Annotated in this window: 14 protein-coding genes, 1 tRNA gene, 1 other RNA gene and 1 riboswitch; of the genes, 15 read left to right on the forward strand and 1 reads right to left on the reverse strand. The window is 70.8% G+C overall.

Annotated features, from left to right (window positions below; translation table 11 throughout):
• Nucleotides 1-288: 288 nt before the first annotated feature.
• The 4 genes from nirJ2 to FX134_RS00025 are packed head-to-tail and all read left to right on the forward strand — an operon-like array spanning nt 289 to nt 4,155.
• Nucleotides 289-1,293 carry a putative heme d1 biosynthesis radical SAM protein NirJ2 gene (gene nirJ2, locus FX134_RS00010; RefSeq protein ID WP_080796958.1) on the forward strand — a complete coding sequence of 335 codons (1,005 nt, stop codon included), beginning with the start codon at nt 289-291 and terminating at the stop codon, nt 1,291-1,293.
• A 40-nt stretch (nt 1,294-1,333) separates the two neighbouring features.
• Nucleotides 1,334-2,335, forward strand: coding sequence for an ABC transporter substrate-binding protein (locus FX134_RS00015; protein WP_232050787.1), 1,002 nt, complete (start codon nt 1,334-1,336; stop codon nt 2,333-2,335).
• A 16-nt stretch (nt 2,336-2,351) separates the two neighbouring features.
• Nucleotides 2,352-3,359 carry a FecCD family ABC transporter permease gene (locus tag FX134_RS00020; protein WP_080796959.1) on the forward strand — a complete coding sequence of 336 codons (1,008 nt, stop codon included), beginning with the start codon at nt 2,352-2,354 and terminating at the stop codon, nt 3,357-3,359.
• On the forward strand, nt 3,352-4,155 hold the full coding sequence (locus FX134_RS00025; protein WP_232050788.1) for an ABC transporter ATP-binding protein: 804 nt from the start codon (nt 3,352-3,354) through the stop codon (nt 4,153-4,155). The genes FX134_RS00020 and FX134_RS00025 overlap by 8 nt, the downstream gene beginning before the upstream one ends.
• Nucleotides 4,156-4,215: 60 nt before the next feature.
• Here the strand turns inward: FX134_RS00025 and rnpB are convergent.
• Nucleotides 4,216-4,563, reverse strand: an RNA gene (rnpB, locus tag FX134_RS00030) — RNase P RNA component class A.
• Nucleotides 4,564-4,919: 356 nt separating this feature from the next.
• On the opposite strand from rnpB, the gene FX134_RS00035 reads away from it, so the two are divergent.
• The 11 genes from FX134_RS00035 to thiC all read left to right on the forward strand — a co-directional run bounded on the left by FX134_RS00035 (nt 4,920) and on the right by thiC (nt 16,671).
• Entirely contained in the window at nt 4,920-5,549 is a 630-nt protein-coding gene (locus tag FX134_RS00035; protein WP_080796960.1) for a thiamine diphosphokinase, read from the forward strand.
• Nucleotides 5,550-5,852: 303 nt separating this feature from the next.
• Nucleotides 5,853-6,521, forward strand: a complete 669-nt coding sequence (locus FX134_RS00040; RefSeq protein WP_080796961.1) for a precorrin-2 dehydrogenase/sirohydrochlorin ferrochelatase family protein — start codon at nt 5,853-5,855, stop codon at nt 6,519-6,521.
• Nucleotides 6,518-7,933: a glutamyl-tRNA reductase gene (gene hemA, locus FX134_RS00045; RefSeq protein WP_080796962.1), complete on the forward strand. Its 1,416-nt coding sequence runs from the start codon at nt 6,518-6,520 to the stop codon at nt 7,931-7,933. Before FX134_RS00040 ends, hemA begins: the two co-directional genes overlap by 4 nt.
• Entirely contained in the window at nt 7,921-8,904 is a 984-nt protein-coding gene (hemC, locus tag FX134_RS00050) for a hydroxymethylbilane synthase (protein WP_080803581.1), read from the forward strand. Before hemA ends, hemC begins: the two co-directional genes overlap by 13 nt.
• An 8-nt stretch (nt 8,905-8,912) precedes the next feature.
• Complete coding sequence (gene cobA, locus FX134_RS00055) at nt 8,913-10,481, forward strand: uroporphyrinogen-III C-methyltransferase (RefSeq protein WP_080803584.1); 1,569 nt, start codon at nt 8,913-8,915, stop codon at nt 10,479-10,481.
• Between the two features lie 10 nt (nt 10,482-10,491).
• Entirely contained in the window at nt 10,492-11,691 is a 1,200-nt protein-coding gene (gene ahbC, locus FX134_RS00060; RefSeq protein ID WP_080796963.1) for a 12,18-didecarboxysiroheme deacetylase, read from the forward strand.
• Nucleotides 11,692-11,713: 22 nt separating this feature from the next.
• On the forward strand, nt 11,714-12,706 hold the full coding sequence (gene hemB / locus FX134_RS00065; protein ID WP_080796964.1) for a porphobilinogen synthase: 993 nt from the start codon (nt 11,714-11,716) through the stop codon (nt 12,704-12,706).
• Complete coding sequence (ahbB, locus tag FX134_RS00070) at nt 12,696-13,742, forward strand: siroheme decarboxylase subunit beta (RefSeq protein WP_080796965.1); 1,047 nt, start codon at nt 12,696-12,698, stop codon at nt 13,740-13,742. The genes hemB and ahbB overlap by 11 nt, the downstream gene beginning before the upstream one ends.
• Entirely contained in the window at nt 13,739-15,037 is a 1,299-nt protein-coding gene (hemL, locus tag FX134_RS00075; protein ID WP_080796966.1) for a glutamate-1-semialdehyde 2,1-aminomutase, read from the forward strand. The genes ahbB and hemL overlap by 4 nt, the downstream gene beginning before the upstream one ends.
• A gap of 8 nt (nt 15,038-15,045) precedes the next feature.
• Nucleotides 15,046-15,121 (forward strand) — tRNA-Glu (locus FX134_RS00080).
• A gap of 134 nt (nt 15,122-15,255) precedes the next feature.
• Nucleotides 15,256-15,384, forward strand: a riboswitch (TPP riboswitch).
• Nucleotides 15,373-16,671 (forward strand): phosphomethylpyrimidine synthase ThiC, encoded by a 1,299-nt coding sequence (gene thiC / locus FX134_RS00085; RefSeq protein ID WP_080796967.1) that lies wholly within the window; start codon nt 15,373-15,375, stop codon nt 16,669-16,671. Its footprint overlaps the riboswitch before it by 12 nt.
• Nucleotides 16,672-16,675 lie beyond the last annotated feature (4 nt).

Below are 16,675 nucleotides of genomic sequence, written 5' to 3' on the forward strand. Positions count from 1 at the left end.
CGCGCGCCGAGGAGAACTTCATCCTCATGGAGAACATCGCGCCGCACGCCCACGGCGACGGCTCGTTCGACGAGTTGCGCCAGTCGGTGTTCGACTACCTGGAGGCCGTCGTGGCCGCCTACCGAGCCCACCCCGACGCGGCCGAAGAGCCGCTCTAAGACGCCGAACGGGCGCTGCGTCGTCTCTCCTAACCCCTCGACGCACCGCCCGACCGGCCCTTTCCCCAACTCCATACGGCAATGACGGCGGACGCCCCGACGGCCCGCCGCAGACAGAAAGGATACGCCCATGCTCGTGTCGTGGATGACGACGAACAAGTGCAACCTCAAGTGCGTGCATTGCTACCAGGACGCCGAGGAGGCGACGGACAAGGAACTCTCCACCGAGGAGGGCAAGAAGCTGATCGACGAGATCGCGCGCGCCGGCTTCAAGGTGATGATCTTCTCCGGCGGCGAGCCGCTCATGCGCCCGGACATCTACGAGCTGGTGGCGCACGCGGCCGGCAACGGCCTGCGCCCGGTGTTCGGCTCGAACGGCACGCTCATCACGCCGGAGGTGGCGCGCAAGCTGAAGGAGGCCGGGGCCTGCGCCATGGGCATCAGCGTGGACAGCCTGGTTCCCGCCAAGCACGACAAGTTCCGCGGGCTTCCCAACGCCTACGACCTCACGATGGCCGGCATCGAAGCCTGCAAGCAGGCGGGCCTGCCGTTCCAGCTGCACACCACCGTGGTGGACTGGAACCGCGACGAGGTGTGCGACATCACCGACTTCGCCGTGGAGATCGGCGCCATCGCGCACTACGTGTTCTTCCTCATTCCGGTGGGGCGCGGCAAGTTCATCCAGGAGACGTCGCTTGAGGTGCTCGAGAACGAGCGTCTGCTCACCGATCTCATGAAGAAGGCGGCCGAGGTGCCCATCGACGTGAAGCCCACCTGCGCGCCGCAGTTCACGCGCGTGGCGAAGCAGCTCGACGTGGAGACGCGCTTCTCCCGCGGGTGCCTGGCGGGCCTCACGTACTGCGTCATCGGCAGCGAGGGCATCGTGCGCCCCTGCGCCTACATGACCGAGGAGGCCGGCGACGTGCGCGAGCAGCCCTTCGACGAGATCTGGAAGACGAGCCCGGTGTTCGAGCGCCTGCGCACCCAGGCGTACTCCGGCTCGTGCGGCACCTGCGACTACCGCGACGGCTGCGGCGGCTGCCGCGCGCGGGCCGCGTACTACCACGACGGCGACATCCTCGCCCAGGACGACTACTGCGCCCATGGAAACGACCTGGTGGCGGCAGCGGTCTAACGGCATCCCCCTGTACAAGGCGACACTGGAAAGGATATCCATGAGATTCAAGACGATGAAGCAGGTGGCGGCTGCCGGATGCGCGGTGGCGCTCGCGGCTTCGATGCTGCTCGCGGGTTGCGCGGGCGAGCCGACGGCCGAGGCGGAGGCTCCCGCCGCGCCCGAGTCGCAGGCCGCCCAGCCCGCCGCCGTCACGTTCACCGACGACACGGGTGCCGAGGTGACCGTGGAGAACCCGCAGCGCGTGGTGGCGTGCATGGGCAGCTTCGCCAGCATGTGGGAGCTCGCGGGCGGCACGCTCGTGGGCGCCTCTGACGACGCGTTCACGCTGTCGGACTACGACCTCGTCTCGCCCGACGTGCAGAAGGTGGGCGACTTCTCGAACCCCAGCCTCGAGGCCATCATCGCCCTCGAGCCCGACTTCGTCATCATGACCAGCGGCTCGGGTGGCCGCGGCGGCGACTCGAACCAGGCCGACCTCAAGGCCGCGCTCGCCGCGTCGAACATCCCCGTGGCGTGCTTCCAGGTGACGACGTTTTCCGACTACGAGCGCATGATGCGCACGCTCTGCGACATCACGGGCCGCGACGACCTCTACGAGCAGAACGCCCAGGCCACAGCCGACCGCATCGCGGCCATCACGGCGAAGGTGCCCGCTGGCGAGGCGCCCACAGCCCTCGTGCTGACCACGTTCTCGGGCGGCACCCGCGTGCAGGCGTCCTCCACCATGACGGGCTCCATGCTGGCCGACCTCGGTGCGAAGAACCTGGCCGACGAGAACCCGAGCCTGCTCAAGGACTTCAGCTTGGAGTCGATCATCGAGATGAACCCCGACTTCATCTTCGTCGTGCCCATGGGCAACGACGACGCGGCGGCCATGAAGGCCCTCGAGGACCAGACGGCGGCGAACCCGGCGTGGTCCACGCTCGACGCGGTGCAGAGCGGCCGCTACGTCACGCTCGATCCGCACCTGTTCCAGTACAAGCCCAACGAGCGCTGGGATCAGAGCTACCAGGTGCTCTTCGACGCCCTGTACGCGTGAGCGCGAAGGCCGTCCGGTGAGTCCGTTCAGCCGTGAGAAGGCCGCGCCGCTTGCGATCATCGTCTCCGCCGTCGTGCTCGTGGGCGTGACGGCGGCGGCGTTCCTCGTGGGCTCGTCGTCGGTGAGCTTGGGAGACCTTATCGCCTGGGCCACCGGCGGCGACGTAAGCGCGTCGGCGAAGAGCATCCTCGTGAACGTGCGCCTGCCCCGCGTGCTGGCGGCCCTTCTGGCGGGCGGGGCGCTGGCCGTGGCCGGCGCCATCATCCAGGCGGTGCTCGACAACCCGCTCGCCAGCCCCAACATCATCGGCATCAACTCGGGAGCGGGGCTGTTCGTGCTGATCGCGGCCAGCGTGTTCCCCAGCGCTTTGTGGCTCCCGCCGCTCGCGGCCTTCGCGGGCGCGCTCGTCACCGCGCTCATCATCTTCGGCATCTCGCTCGGGGCCAGCACGTCGCGGCTCACCGTGGTGCTGGCCGGCATCGCCATCACGTCGGTGTTCGGCGCGGGCATGAACACCATCCTCATCGTGAATCCCGACGCCTACATCGGCTCGTCGGCGTTCCTCGTGGGAGGCCTGGCCGGCGTGCTCATGGACGACCTCGTGTGGCCGGCCGTCTACATCGTGGGAGGCCTGGCCGCGGCGCTGCTCGCGGCGGGCAAGCTCAACATCATGGCGCTCGGCGACGACACGGCCCACGCGCTCGGCATGAACGTGGGCGCGACGCGCCTTGCCATGCTCGGCCTTGCCGCCGTTCTGGCGGGCGCGGCCGTGAGCTTCGCCGGGCTGCTCGGGTTCGTGGGGCTCATCATCCCGCACCTCGTGCGGTTCTTCGTGGGCCACGACAACCGGCTCGTGCTGCCGCTGTCGGCGGTGTCGGGCGCGGCGTTCGTCGTGGTGTGCGACCTGCTCGCGCGCGTGATGTTCGCGCCCTACGAGGTGCCGGTGGGCATCCTGATGGCGTTCCTCGGCGGACCCTTCTTCATCTACCTCATCTTGAAGAACAGGAGGAACGGCCTTGACTAGCGGAAACGGCGGCGCGCCCGCCATCGAGCTGCGCGGCGTGTCGTTCTCCTATGGGAAGCTGCCCTTCATCGAGGGGCTCTCGGCGGCGTTCCCGCACGGCGCGGTGACGAGCGTCGTGGGGCCGAACGGCTGCGGGAAGTCCACGATGGTGAAGCTCGTCGACGGCCTTCTGCGCCCGAGTGCGGGGGAGGTCCTGGTGGACGGCGTGCCGACGCTGTCGATGAAGGCGAAGGAGCGCGCCCGCCGCGTGGCGGTGCTCGCGCAGGCGTCGCGGCCGCCGGCGATGACCGTCGAGGCGCTCGTGGCGTGCGGGCGCTACCCGTACCAGGCGCGCCAGGGCCGGCTCTCGCGCGAGGACCGCGAGCATGTGGAGCGCGCGCTCGAGCTGGCGGGCATCGAGCGATTCCGCACGCACGAGCTGCGCCGCCTCTCCGGCGGCGAGCGGCAGCGCGCGTTCATCGCGATGACGCTCGCGCAGGACACCGACCTCATCGTGCTCGACGAGCCCACCACCTACCTCGACATACGCGCCTGCCACGAGACCATGCAGCTCGTGCGCAAGCTCAACGAGGAGGCGGGCAAGACCATCGTCATGGTCATCCACGACCTCGACCTGGCCCTGCGCTACTCCGACCGGCTGCTCGTCATGGAGCGCGGGCGGGCCATGTGCGCCGGCGGGGTGGAGGAGGTGCTCGCCGCCGGAGCCATCGAGCGCGCCTTCGGCGTGAGCATCCAGCCCCACGAAGCCGACGCCGGCCGCGCCTACACGCTGTTCCCGGCTCCCCTGTCGTCCTGAGCGGAGCGGCGGAGCCGCGAAGGTCCGAGGCTGAAAAAGTTGACCGATCGTTTTAGGAAGCGTGCGAGCGGGCCGATAAGCCGGGTTCTGTCGTGGACGACCATTTATCTCGAGCGCCTGTCGCCAGGCGCCTCAAGCACGCAACCCGAACGTACGGCGGGCCACCGTGTCGCGTTCCTATTTGCGCTTGCTCCGGATGGGGTTTTCCAAGCCGCGCCGTTGCCGACGCGCTGGTGCGCTCTTACCGCACCGTTTCAGCTTTTCTCCCGTCGTCCGAGGACGCGGGGGAGTCTTCTTTTCTGTGGCACTTTCCGTCGGGTCGCCCCGCCCAGCCGTTAGCTGGCATCCTGCCCTGTGGAGCCCGGACTTTCCTCACACCCGCAGGTGCGCGATCGCCTGGCCCGCTCGCAGAGCGTATTCTAGCAAACCCCGCCCCGCCCGCGCCCGCGAAACGCCAACCCTCGCGAAAAACCGACGCGGATCTGCCGATGGCGCGAAATCCCTGAGAGAACGCATCGAGTGACGGTTCTGCGCAGGATTTCGCCACGCCTCTCGAGGTGTTTACGGAGTTTGCCCAGGCCGCGTTCAGCTGGTGGCCGTGCGCCCCGCCGATCGTTCTCCAAGCGCGTTGTGAAAACAACGAAATCCTGCGCAGAACCGTCATAACATGCATGTTCTTGGGGATTTCGCGACGGAGGCTCCCGCAGGCGCTTGTGGTATCCTACGACGTCGAACAAGGGAAACGGCGGAAAGGACGCAGGGATATGGCCACATGCGCGCTCGTGGGGGCGGTCGACTTCAACGCGGAGGACTTCGAGGCGCGCCGGGCTGCCGGGGCGTTCGACTTCGTCATCGCCGTGGACGCGGGCTTCGCCTTCCTCGACGAGCTTGGCGTGAGGCCCGACATGGCCGTGGGCGACTTCGACTCGCTCGGCTACGTGCCCAAGTGCAAGCGCGTGTCGCGCCATCCCGTGAAGAAGGACAAAAGCGACATGGAGCTGGCCATGGAGAAGGCCGTGGACTGGGACCACGACGACCTCGTGATCTACGGGGCGCTCGGCGGCCGGCTCGACCACACCATCGCGAACCTCCAGCTGTTCGCGAGGTTCTCCGAGCGCGACGTGACCGTGACCGCCGTGGCCGACACCTACGCGGTGCGCCTGCTCACCGGCCCCGACGTGTTCGAGCTGCCGCCGCTTGGCCAGGGCACCGTGTCGGTGTTCTCGGCCAACGACACCGCCCGCGGCGTCATCGAGCGCGGCATGGAGTATTCGCTCGACGACGAGCCCCTGTCCAACCGCACCTCGCGCGGCCTGTCCAACGAACTGGTCGACGAGGAGGCCACCGTGGCCGTCGAAGAGGGCACGCTCTACGTGTTCTACCCGCTCGGGTAGGGTTTCCCGGGCATTCGACTAGGGGTTTCCCCTCGATTCCTCCATAACTTGCGGCATCGTCGTTGACGGCGACGCTACGTCATCTCGTATGCTTTTCAACGGCCGGGGGCGAGGTGCATCCGGCTGCGAAGACGAGACGAGAGATCGAAGCGCGCGACGGCCGCACGGCCGGACGCGGACTGCGCACCACCATCGAAAGACACGCGGAAACGGACAAGGGCCGGGCGCACGCATGCCCCGGTGCGGGCCGTCGCGTGCCATGAGGCGGAAGGGCGCGCGCTTCGGCGGTCTGAGGAGGTTGGCATGGCGGAACCGAGCGCGGGGGCCCGGCGGGCGTACTACCCGGTGTTCCTCGACCTGCAGGGCATGCGCGCCCTCGTCGTCGGCGGCGGCGAGGTGGCCGCGCGGAAGGTCGTCGGGCTTCTGGACGCGGGCGCGCAGGTGCGCGTCGTGGCGGCAAAGGCCTGCGCCCGGCTGGCGTCGTGGGCCGATGAAGGCCTGGTCGAGCTCGAGGAGCGGGTGTTTTGCCCGGGTGACGTGGAAGGCGCGTTCGTCGTGTTCTGCGCCACGGACGACCCGCAGGTGAACGAGGCCGTGTTCGCCGAGGCCGAGGCGGCGGGCGTGCTGGTGAACGTCGTGGACGACCCGGCGCGCTGCCGCTTCATCGTGCCTTCGGTGGTGCGCCGCGGCGCGCTGCAAGTGGCGGTGTCCACGGGCGGGGCGGCTCCGGCCTACGCGAAGCGGCTGCGGCGTGAGCTGGAGGAGCGCTACCCCGAGGACCTCGCGGGCTTCGTCGAGCTTCTGGCCGCGACGCGGGCGCTCGTGAAGGAGCGCGTCGGCGGCGGCGAGGCCGAGCGCGCCCCGCTTCTGGAGGCCGCCTGCGCGCCGGAGATGCTCGAGCGCTTCCGCGCGGGCGGGCTGCGCGACGCGGAGGAGCTGTACGCCGAGGTGCGGAAAGGGGGCGCGCTATGACGCTCATCGCCATCGGCGCGAGCCACAAGACCGCCTCGGCCGATCTGCGCGGCAAGCTGTCCGTGCCCGCCGACCGGCTGCCCGGCGTGCTCGAGGCCCTGTGCGCTTGCGAGGCCATATCCGAGGCCGTGATCGTGTCCACCTGCAACCGCACCGAGGTGTACGCGGTCGCCCTCACCGCGCCCGACGGCGTGCGCGCCGTCGTGGACGAGCTGCGCGCGCTGCCGGGCATGGACGGCGCGGCCGCGAGCGCGCTCGGCAGCGCGCTCTACGTGAAGCAGGGGCCGGGCGCGGTGGAGCACCTGCTGCGCGTCGTGTCGTCGCTCGACTCGCTCGTGCTGGGCGAGGCCCAGATCATCGGCCAGGTGAGGCGCGCCTTCGCCGCAGCCGAGGAGGCGGGAAGCGCCGGCGAGCTCTTGAGCCGCCTCTTCCGCTGCGCGCTCGAGACGGGCAAGCTCGTGCGCAGCGAGACGGGCATCGGCGCCCGCTCGGTGTCGGTGTCCACGGCGGCGGTGGAGCTGGCGAAGGAGATGTTCGGCACGCTCGAGGGACGGCGCGTGCTGGTCATCGGCGCGGGCGAGATGGGCGAGCTCGCGCTCGGCTACTTGCATGAGCAGGGCGCGCGCGACGTGGCCGTGGCAAACCGCACGGTCGCGCGGGCCGAGGCGCTGGCCGCGCGCGTGGGCGGCGAGGCCTGCGGGCTCGACGAGCTGGAGGCGCGTCTCGGCGAGGCCGACATCGTCATCGCGTCGGCGGCCGCCGACGAGCCGCTTGTGACCGAGGCCCTCCTGCGCCGCGCCCGCCGGGGATGCGGCGAGCGGCCGCTGCTCGTGGTGGACGTGGCCCTGCCGCGCACGGTGGAGCCCGAAGTGGCCGACCTGCCCGGCGTGGCCTGGCACGACCTGGACGGGCTGGGGGACGTCGCGCAGAGGAACGCCCGCCTGCGCGCGGCCGAGTCCGTGAAGGCCGAGGCGCTTGTGGCCGAGCGGACGGACGCCTTCCTCGCGTGGCTGCAGGAGCGCGAGGTGGCCCCCACCGTCAAGCAGATGCACGGCAAGGCCCGCACCGTCTGCGACGCCGAGGTGGCGCGCGCGGCGAAGGCGCTCGCCGCCCAGCGCGGCGAGGCGGTGAGCGATGCCGAGCGCGCCGCGCTCGAGGCCATGGCGTCCGCCATCGCGAAGAAGCTGCTGCACGGCCCGACGGCGCGCCTTCGCAAGCAGGCCTCCGACCCGGACGGCTACCGCTACACCGAGGCCGCGCGCTACCTGTTCGGCCTGGACGCGTACCCGCAGGGCTTCTCGTGCCGCAGCGACGAGGGGCGCTCCTGCCGCCTCGCCTCGGGCACCCCCTGCGCCCGCCACGGCGGCGGCGCCTGCCCCCACAATCGAGAGGAGCGCTCATGCGTAGCCTGATCATCGGAACCCGCGGCAGCAAGCTCGCGCTCTGGCAGGCCGAGCACGTTGCGGCGGGCCTGCGCGCGGCGTGGCCGGGCCTCGAGGTGGCCGTCGAGGTGATCAAGACGAAGGGCGACAAGATCCTCGACGTCGCGCTCTCCAAGATCGGCGACAAGGGCCTGTTCACCAAGGAGCTCGAGCAGGCGCTCCTCGACGGGCGCGTGGACGTGTGCGTGCACTCGCTCAAAGACGTGCCCACCGTGCAGCCCGAGGGCCTGGAAATCGCGGGGTGCCTGGCGCGGGCCGACGCGCATGACGTGCTCGTGGCGCCGGCGGGCACGACGTTCGCCGGGCTGCCGGCGGGCGCGCGCGTGGGCACCGGAGCCCTGCGCCGCCTCGCCCAGCTGCGCGCCCTGCGCGACGACCTCGACTACGTGGAGGTGCGCGGCAACCTGGACACCCGCATCGGCAAAGTGCGAAGCGGCGCGCTCGACGCCATCGTGCTGGCGAGCGCCGGCATCCGCCGCATGGGCTGGGAGGATGAGATCGCCGAGGCCTTTCCGGTCGAGCAGGTGGTGCCGGCCGTGGGGCAGGGCGCCATCGCGCTCGAGGCCCGCGCGGGCGACGCGCGCACCGCGGAGCTCTGCGCGAAGGTGCGCTGCGCGGAAACCGAGGCGTGCGTCGCCGCCGAGAGGCGCGTGATGCACCTGCTCGACGGCGGCTGCCAGGTGCCCATCGGCGCCTACGCCCGCTTCGAGGGCGGCGAGCTTGCGCTGGATGCGTTCGTCGGCCGCCTCGACGGCACGCTCCTGCTGAAGAGCCGCGCATCCGAGCCGCTGCCCGCGCCGCGCTCCCTGGACGACGCCCCCGCCGCCTCCCAGGTGGCCTGCGCCCTCGCCGAGCGCGCCGTGGGCGAGCTTCTGGCCGCCGGCGCGCGCGAGGTGCTCGACGAGGTGCGCGCCACGGGCGACGAGAGGCCGCTCGTATGAGCGCGCCGATGAGGACGCGGCCCGTCGAGGTCCATCTCGTGGGCGCGGGTCCCGGCGATCCGGGCCTGTTCACCGTCGCGGGCGCGCAGCTCGTCGCGCGCGCCGACATCATCGTGTACGACTACCTGGCCAACCCCGCGCTCCTCGAAGGGGCGAAGGCGTCGGCCGAGCGCATCTACGTGGGCAAGAAGGGCTTCTCGCAGCACGTGACGCAAGACGAGATCAACGCGCTGCTCGTGGAGAAGGCGCGCGAGCTCGCATCGCGCGGCGGCGGGACGCTCGTGCGCCTCAAAGGCGGCGACCCGTTCGTGTTCGGCCGCGGCGGCGAGGAGGCGCTCGCGCTCGCGGAAGCCGGCGTCGCGTGCTCGATCGTGCCCGGCGTCACGAGCGGGGTGGCGGCCCCGGCGTTCGCGGGCATCCCCGTCACGCATCGCGGGCTGGCCTCGTCGGTGGCGTTCATCACCGGCAACGAGGATCCGACCAAGGCGGAGACGGCCATCGACTGGGAGGGCATCGCCCGCGGGGCCGACACGCTGTGCTTCTACATGGGCGTGCGCAACCTCCCCATCATCGCCGAGCGGCTCATCGAGGCGGGCCGCGCGCCGGGCACCCCGGTCGCCCTCGTGCGCTGGGGCACGCTGCCCGAGCAGGAGGTGCTCGAAGGCACGCTCGCCGACATCGCCGAGCGCGCGCAGCGGGCGGGCTTCCAGGCCCCGGCCATCATCGTGGTGGGGAAGGTGGCCGCCCTGCGCGAGCGGCTCGCGTGGTTCGAGCCCGGGCCGCTCGCCGGCATGACGATCGCCGTCACGCGCACGCGCGCCCAGGCGAGCGACGCCGCCCGTCGCCTGCGCGCGCTCGGGGCGAGCGTGCTCGAGCTGCCCACCATCGACATCGCGCCGCCGCCCTCGTTCGCCGAGACCGACGCCGCCATCGCACGGCTCGCGGGCTACCGCTTCGTGGTGTTCACCAGCGCGAACGGCGTGAAGGGGTTCTTCGCGCGGCTCGAGCAGGCGGGCCTCGATGCGCGTGCCCTCGCCTGCGCCCGGGTGGCCGCCATCGGGCCCGCCACGGCCGACGAGCTGGCCGCGCGCGGCATCCGGGCCGATCTCGTGCCGGACGAGTACCGGGCCGAGGCCGTGGCCGAACAGCTCTTCGAAGCGGGCGTGGCCGAGGGCGACTGGGTGCTCGTGCCCCGCGCCCTCGAGGCGCGCGACGTGCTGCCGCGCATGCTGAAGGCGCGCGGCGTCCGCGTGGACGTGGCGCCGGTGTACCGCACGGTGCCGCCCGCGCGCCGCTCGGTCGAGCAGGGGCTCGCGCGCATCGTGGCGGGCGAGGTGGACGCGGTGACGTTCACCTCCTCGTCCACCGCGCGCAACTTCGCGGCCCTCATGCGCGAGCACGCCGGCGGCGAGTTCGCCCCGCCTTGCGGCCTGTCGTTTTTCTCCATCGGTCCCATCACGTCGGACACGGCGCGCGAGCTGGGGTTCCCCATCGCCGCGCAGGCGTCCGAGTACACGGTGGCGGGGCTGGTGGACGCCATAGTCGAGCATCGCGCGAAGCGCGCCGAGGGAAAGTGAGAACACGCTGATGATAGGGATCTCCAAGCTGTACTGCGGGGCCGTGGAGCCGGCCGACGTGCTGCGCTACAACCGCGACTCGGCCAAGCTGCCGAGCGAGCTTCTGCAGTTCTCGAAGGACAAGAAGCCCGTGGTGGTGTGGAACTGCACGCAGACGTGCAACCTGCGCTGCGTCCACTGCTACGCGGGCAGCGAGTGCAAGCAGTATGAGAACGAGATGGACACCGCCGAGGCCAAGGCCATGATCGACGACCTGTCCGCGTTCGGCGCGCCGGTGCTCTTGTTCTCCGGCGGCGAGCCGTGCATGCGCCCCGACGTGGTGGAGCTCATGCAGTACGCCAAAGACGCCGGCATGCGCGTGGTGCTGTCCACCAACGGCACGCTCATCACGCCCGAGCTGGCCGCGCGCTTCGCCGAGGTGGGGCTCTCCTACGTGGGCGTGTCGCTCGACGGCGCGCAGGCCACCCACGACGAGTTCCGCGGCCTGCCGGGCAGCTTCGAGCGCGCCATCGAGGGCATCCGCAACGCGAAGGCCGCCGGCATCAAGGTGGGCCTGCGCATGACCATCAACAAGCGCAACTGGCGCGAGATCAACGACGTGTTCGACATCATGGAGGCCGAGGGCGTGAAGCGCGCGTGCTTCTACCACCTGGTCTACACCGGGCGCGGCACCGAGCTCATGGACGAGGACCTCAACCACGAGGAGACGCGGGCCGCCGTGCGCCTCATCATGGACCGCACGCGCGACTGGTTCGACCGCGGCGGCGCGCCGGAGATCCTCACCGTGGACAACCATGCCGACGGGCCCTTCGTCTACCTGGAGCTTCTGCGCGAGGACCCCGCGCGCGCCGAGGAGGTGCTGCAGCTGCTGCAATGGAACCGCGGCAACTCCACCGGCGCGGGCATCGGGTGCGTGAGCTGGGACGGCGAGGTGTACGCCGATCAGTTCTGGCGCCACTTCTCCCTGGGCAACGTGCGCGAGCGGCCGTTCTCCGAGATATGGACCGACGTGAGCCGCGCCACGCCGCAAAGCGAGCTCATGTTCCGCCTGAAGGACAAGCGCCCCTTCGTGACGGGCCGCTGCAAAACGTGCCGCTGGCTCGACATCTGCAACGGCAACTTCCGCGTGCGCAGCGAGGCCGCCACGGGAGACCTGTGGGGCCCGGACCCGGCGTGCTACCTGACCGACGAGGAGATCGGCGCCGCGTAAGCGCCGGAAAGGAGCCTGGACCATGGCGTTTCCCGCCTATCGGCCGCGCCGCATGCGCGCGAACCCGGTGGTGCGCGCCTTCGTGCGCGAGACCTCCGTGGAGCCGAGCGATTTCATCTATCCCTTGTTCGTGAAGCCGGGGGAGGGCGTGCGCGACGAGGTGCCCTCGATGCCTGGCGTGTTCCAGCTCTCGGTCGACCAGCTGGCGGCCGAGGTGGACGAGCTCTCGCGCTGCCGCGTGAACTCGCTCATGCTGTTCGGCCTGCCCGCGCGCAAGGACGAGCGCGGCAGCGAGGCCTACGCCGACGACGGCATTGTGCAGCAGGCCATCCGCGCCATCAAGCAGCACGCGCCGGGCTTCCACGTGATCACCGACGTGTGCCTGTGCGAGTACACGAGCCACGGCCACTGCGGCGTGCTCGACGAGGACGGCTGTGTGATCAACGACGAGACGCTGGAGCTTCTGGCGGCTGAAGCGGTGAGCCATGCGCGCGCCGGAGCCGACATGGTGGCGCCCTCCGACATGATGGACGGGCGTGTGGCCGCCATCCGCGCGGCGCTCGACGAGGCGGGATTCCCGCACGTGCCCATCATGGCCTACTCGGCGAAGTACGCCTCGGGCTACTACGGGCCGTTCCGCGACGCGGCCGACTCGGCGCCGACCTTCGGCGACCGCTCGGCCTACCAGATGGATCCCGCCAACAGCGACGAGGCGCTGCGTGAAGTGGCCCTTGACCTGGAAGAAGGAGCTGATCTCGTCATCGTGAAGCCGGCGCTCGCCTACCTTGACATCGTGCGCCGCGTGAAGGAGCGCTTCGCGTTCCCCACGGTGGCCTACAACGTGTCGGGCGAGTACGCCATGGTGAAGGCCGCGGCCGCGCAGGGCTGGATCGACGAGCGGCGCGTGGTGCTCGAGACGCTGCTGTCCATGAAGCGCGCGGGCGCCGACGCCATCATCACGTACCATGCCAAGGACGCGGCGCGCTGGATCATCGAGGGCCATCATGGGCGCTGACGCGGCCGCGCGCGCGGTGCTCACGCGCGTGCAGCAGGAGCTTCCCGTGTGCGAGCGGCCCTACGGGGCGCTGGGTGAGGCGTGCGGCACCGACGAGGCGGGCGCGTTCGCCGCGGTTGAGGCCGCGCGGGCCGAGGGGCTGATCAGGCGCATCGGCGCGAGCTTCGAGTCGTCGCGCATCGGCTACGCCTCGACGCTGGCCGCGCTGGCCGTGCCGCCCGAGGAGATCGATCGGGTGGCGGCGCTCGTGGGCGCGCATCCGGGCATCACGCACAACTACGAGCGCGACGACCGCTATAACCTGTGGTTCACGCTCGTCGCGCGCAGCAAAGAGGCGCGCGATGCGGAGCTGGCGCGCATCGTGAGCGATTCGGGCTGCGACGATCTGCTCGTGCTGCCGGCCGTGCGCCTGTTCAAGATCAAGGTGGCCTTCGACGTGCGCGAGAAGGGCGAGGCGGCGGATGCCGAAGGGGCCGCGCCCGCGCCCGCCCGCGCGCCCCTCGAGCCCGCGCAGGTTGCGCCCGTGCCGCTCGACGACGCCGATAGGGCGCTCATCCGCGCGCTGCAGGACGACCTCGGCGGCACACTTCGCCCCTTCGCGCTTGCGGCGAAGGTGGCGAGCGGGCACGCGGGCCGCGCGCTCTCCGAGGAGTGGGCCGTCGCGCGCACCCGCGAGCTTCTAGAGGCCGGCGCCATCCGCCGCTTCGGGGCGATGGTGCGCCATCGCCGCATGGGCTTCTCGAGCAACGCGATGGGGGTGTGGGACGTGCCCGAGGAGCAGGCGCTCGCGGCGGGCGAGGTGCTCGCGCGCCCGGCTGCGGTGAGCCACTGCTACGAGCGCCCTCGCAGCGAGCGGTGGCCCTACAACCTCTACACGATGATCCACGGCCGCGACCGCGAAACCTGCGAGCGCGTGGCCGCCGAGCTGCACGCCGACCTGGCCGCCGCCGGCATCGACGTGGCCCCGCCGCGCCTCCTTCTCTCCACCCGCGAGTTCAAGAAGACATCCATGCGCTACTTCGAGGAGGACCTATGACCAGCTCCAACTTCAGTCATGAACGGTCGGCCGCCCTGTTCGCCGAGGCGCGTCGCCGCATCCCCGGCGGCGTGAACTCTCCGGTGCGCGCGTTCGCGAGCGTCGGCGGGCAGCCGGTGTTCTACGAGCGCGCCGAGGGCAGCCATGTCGTCGACGCCGACGGCAACGAGTACGTCGACTTCATCGGCTCGTGGGGTCCGATGATCCTCGGGCATCGTCCGCCGGAGGTGCTCGAGGCGGTGCGCGCCCAGCTCGAGCGCGGCCTGTCGTTCGGCGCGCCCTGCGAGGCCGAGGTGCGCATGGCGAGCAAGGTGTGCGAGCTCGTGCCGTGCGCCGAGATGGCGCGCATGGTGTCGTCGGGCACCGAGGCCACGATGAGCGCCGTGCGCCTCGCGCGCGGATTCACCGGCCGGCCGATCGTCGTGAAGTTCGACGGCTGCTACCACGGCCATTCCGACGCGCTTCTGGCCAATGCCGGCAGCGGCGTGGCCACGTTCGGCATCCCCGGCACGCCGGGCGTGACCGAGGGGGCCGCGCGCGATACGCTCGTCGCGCCCTACAACGACCTCGACGCGGTGGAGCGCATCCTGGCCGCGCACGAGGGCGAGGTGGCCTGCGTCATCGTGGAGCCCATCGCGGGCAACATGGGCGTCGTGCCGCCTGAGCCCGGATTTCTCGAGGGCCTGCGCGAGCTCTGCGACCGCGCGGGCGCGCTCCTCATCTTCGACGAGGTCATCAGCGGGTTCCGCGCGGCGCTCGGCGGCGCGCAGGAGCGCTACGGCGTGACGCCCGATCTGTGCACCTTGGGCAAGGTGATCGGCGGCGGCTTTCCCGTGGGGTGCTTCGCGGGGCGCGCGGACGTCATGGAGGCGCTCGCGCCGTGCGGCCCGGTGTACCAGGCCGGCACGCTCTCGGGAAACCCCGTGGCCATGGCGGCGGGCCTGGTCACGCTCGAGGCGCTCGAGCAGCCGGGGGTCTACGAGGCGCTCGAGGCCAAGGGCGCGCGGCTCGAGGCGGGCCTTGCGCGCGCCATCGAGCAAAGCGGCGCGCCGTGCACGGTGAACCGCTCGGGCTCGCTCGCAACGCTCTTCTTCTCGCCAGAGCCCGTGCGCGACTACGCGGGCGCGAAGGCGTGCGACACCGAGGCGTTCGCCCGCTACTTCGCCGGAATGACCGACCGCGGCTTCCTCATCGCGCCGAGCCAGTTCGAGGGCCTGTTCCTCTCGCTCGCGCACACGAACGACGAGATCGACGCCTTCGCCGACGCGGCCGCCGAGGTGCTCACCGCGCTGTAAGCCAACCCGCCCCCATCGTCTAGCGGCCAAGGACGCCGGCTCCTCAAGCCGGAAACGGAGATTCGAATCCTCCTGGGGGCACCAAGAATCCACCGCCCCGGGCACCGCGCCCGGGGCTTTTTGGCATAAAAGGGGACAGTCCCCTTTTATGCCATTTTCGCCGTTCGCCCGTCACGGCGCCTTTTGCGGCCTCGATGCGGCTATACTGTCCTGCGTACCTTTTCATACCGGGGAGCTTGCAGCCGCGCGTGCGCGGCCGGGCAGGCTGAGAGGAAGCGCCGACCACGCTTCGACCCGACGAACCTGACATGGGTAATGCCAACGAAGGGAGTTCTATGACGCAGATCGACGCGGCGCGCGCCGGCACGGTGACCCGCGAGATGCGGATCGTCGCCGAGAAGGAGGGCCGCGAGCCCGAGTTCATCCGCGAGGGCGTGGCTGCCGGGCGCATCGCCATCCCCGCGAACATCCATCACGAGAGCCTGAGCCCCGAGGGCGTGGGCGGCGGCCTCTCCACCAAGGTGAACGTCAACTTGGGCATCTCGGGCGACGTCGCCGACGAGGCCGAGGAGTGGAGGAAGGTGGACGTGGCGCTCGAGCTGGGCGCGCACGCCATCATGGACCTGTCGAACAGCGGCAAGACGGCCGCGTTCCGCCGCGCGCTCATCGAGAAGTCGCCGGCCATGATCGGTTCGGTGCCCATGTACGATGCCATCGGCTACTTGGAGAAGCCGCTCGTGGATATCATGGCGGCCGACTTCCTCGACGTCGTGCGCGCGCATGCCGCCGACGGCGTGGACTTCCTCACCATCCATGCCGGCATGAACCGCCGCGCCCTCGAGAGCTTCCGCGAGACGGGCCGCCTCACGAATATCGTGAGCCGCGGCGGGTCGCTCATCTTCGCGTGGATGGAGGCCACCGGCAACGAGAACCCCTTCTACGAGTTCTACGACGAGGTGCTCGCCATCCTGCACGAGCACGACGCCACTATCTCGCTCGGCGACGCCATGCGCCCCGGCTGCACCTACGATGCCACCGACGCGGGGCAGATCGCCGAGCTCATCGAGATCGGCAAGCTCACGCGCCGCGCGTGGGACGCGGGCGTGCAGGTGATGGTGGAGGGCCCGGGGCACATGGCGCTCGACGAGATCGCCGCCAACATGAAGCTGGAGAAGCGCCTGTGCCACGACGCGCCCTTCTACGTGCTCGGGCCGCTCGTCACCGACATCGCGCCGGGCTACGACCACATCACGGCCGCCATCGGCGGGGCGGTTGCCGCCTCGTCCGGTGCGGACTTCCTATGCTACGTGACGCCGGCCGAGCACCTGCGCCTGCCCGACGCCGACGACGTGCGCGAGGGCCTGGCCGCCACGCTCATCGCAGCGCACGCGGCCGACATCGCCAAGGGCGTGCCCGGCGCGCGCGACCGTGACAACCGCATGAGCGACGCGCGCCGCCGCGTGGACTGGGAGGGCATGTTCGCCGAGGCCATCGACCCGGTGCGCGCCCGCGCCTACTTCGAGAGCGCCCCGCCCTCCACGGACGGCACCTGCACCATGTGCGGCAAGATGTGCGCGATGCGCACGGTCGGTCGCATCATGGATGGGCTGACGGTAGACTTGAGCGCGCAATAAACCT

This window comes from Arabiibacter massiliensis (genome assembly GCF_902386925.1).
Classification (GTDB): Bacteria; Actinomycetota; Coriobacteriia; order Coriobacteriales; family Eggerthellaceae; genus Arabiibacter; species Arabiibacter massiliensis.

Excerpts from the sequence above, each read along its gene's own strand:
- FX134_RS00040 (WP_080796961.1), top strand. The coding sequence starts at position 5,853 with ATGGCGGAACCGAGCGCGGGGGCCCGGCGGGCGTACTACCCGGTGTTC.
- hemA (WP_080796962.1), top strand. The coding sequence starts at position 6,518 with ATGACGCTCATCGCCATCGGCGCGAGCCACAAGACCGCCTCGGCCGAT.
- ahbB (WP_080796965.1), top strand. The coding sequence starts at position 12,696 with ATGGGCGCTGACGCGGCCGCGCGCGCGGTGCTCACGCGCGTGCAGCAG.
- hemL (WP_080796966.1), top strand. The coding sequence starts at position 13,739 with ATGACCAGCTCCAACTTCAGTCATGAACGGTCGGCCGCCCTGTTCGCC.
- thiC (WP_080796967.1), top strand. The coding sequence starts at position 15,373 with ATGACGCAGATCGACGCGGCGCGCGCCGGCACGGTGACCCGCGAGATG.
- hemC (WP_080803581.1), top strand. The coding sequence starts at position 7,921 with ATGCGTAGCCTGATCATCGGAACCCGCGGCAGCAAGCTCGCGCTCTGG.
- FX134_RS00015 (WP_232050787.1), top strand. The coding sequence starts at position 1,334 with ATGAGATTCAAGACGATGAAGCAGGTGGCGGCTGCCGGATGCGCGGTG.
- hemB (WP_080796964.1), top strand. The coding sequence starts at position 11,714 with ATGGCGTTTCCCGCCTATCGGCCGCGCCGCATGCGCGCGAACCCGGTG.
- nirJ2 (WP_080796958.1), top strand. The coding sequence starts at position 289 with ATGCTCGTGTCGTGGATGACGACGAACAAGTGCAACCTCAAGTGCGTG.
- cobA (WP_080803584.1), top strand. The coding sequence starts at position 8,913 with ATGAGGACGCGGCCCGTCGAGGTCCATCTCGTGGGCGCGGGTCCCGGC.
- FX134_RS00035 (WP_080796960.1), top strand. The coding sequence starts at position 4,920 with ATGGCCACATGCGCGCTCGTGGGGGCGGTCGACTTCAACGCGGAGGAC.
- ahbC (WP_080796963.1), top strand. The coding sequence starts at position 10,492 with ATGATAGGGATCTCCAAGCTGTACTGCGGGGCCGTGGAGCCGGCCGAC.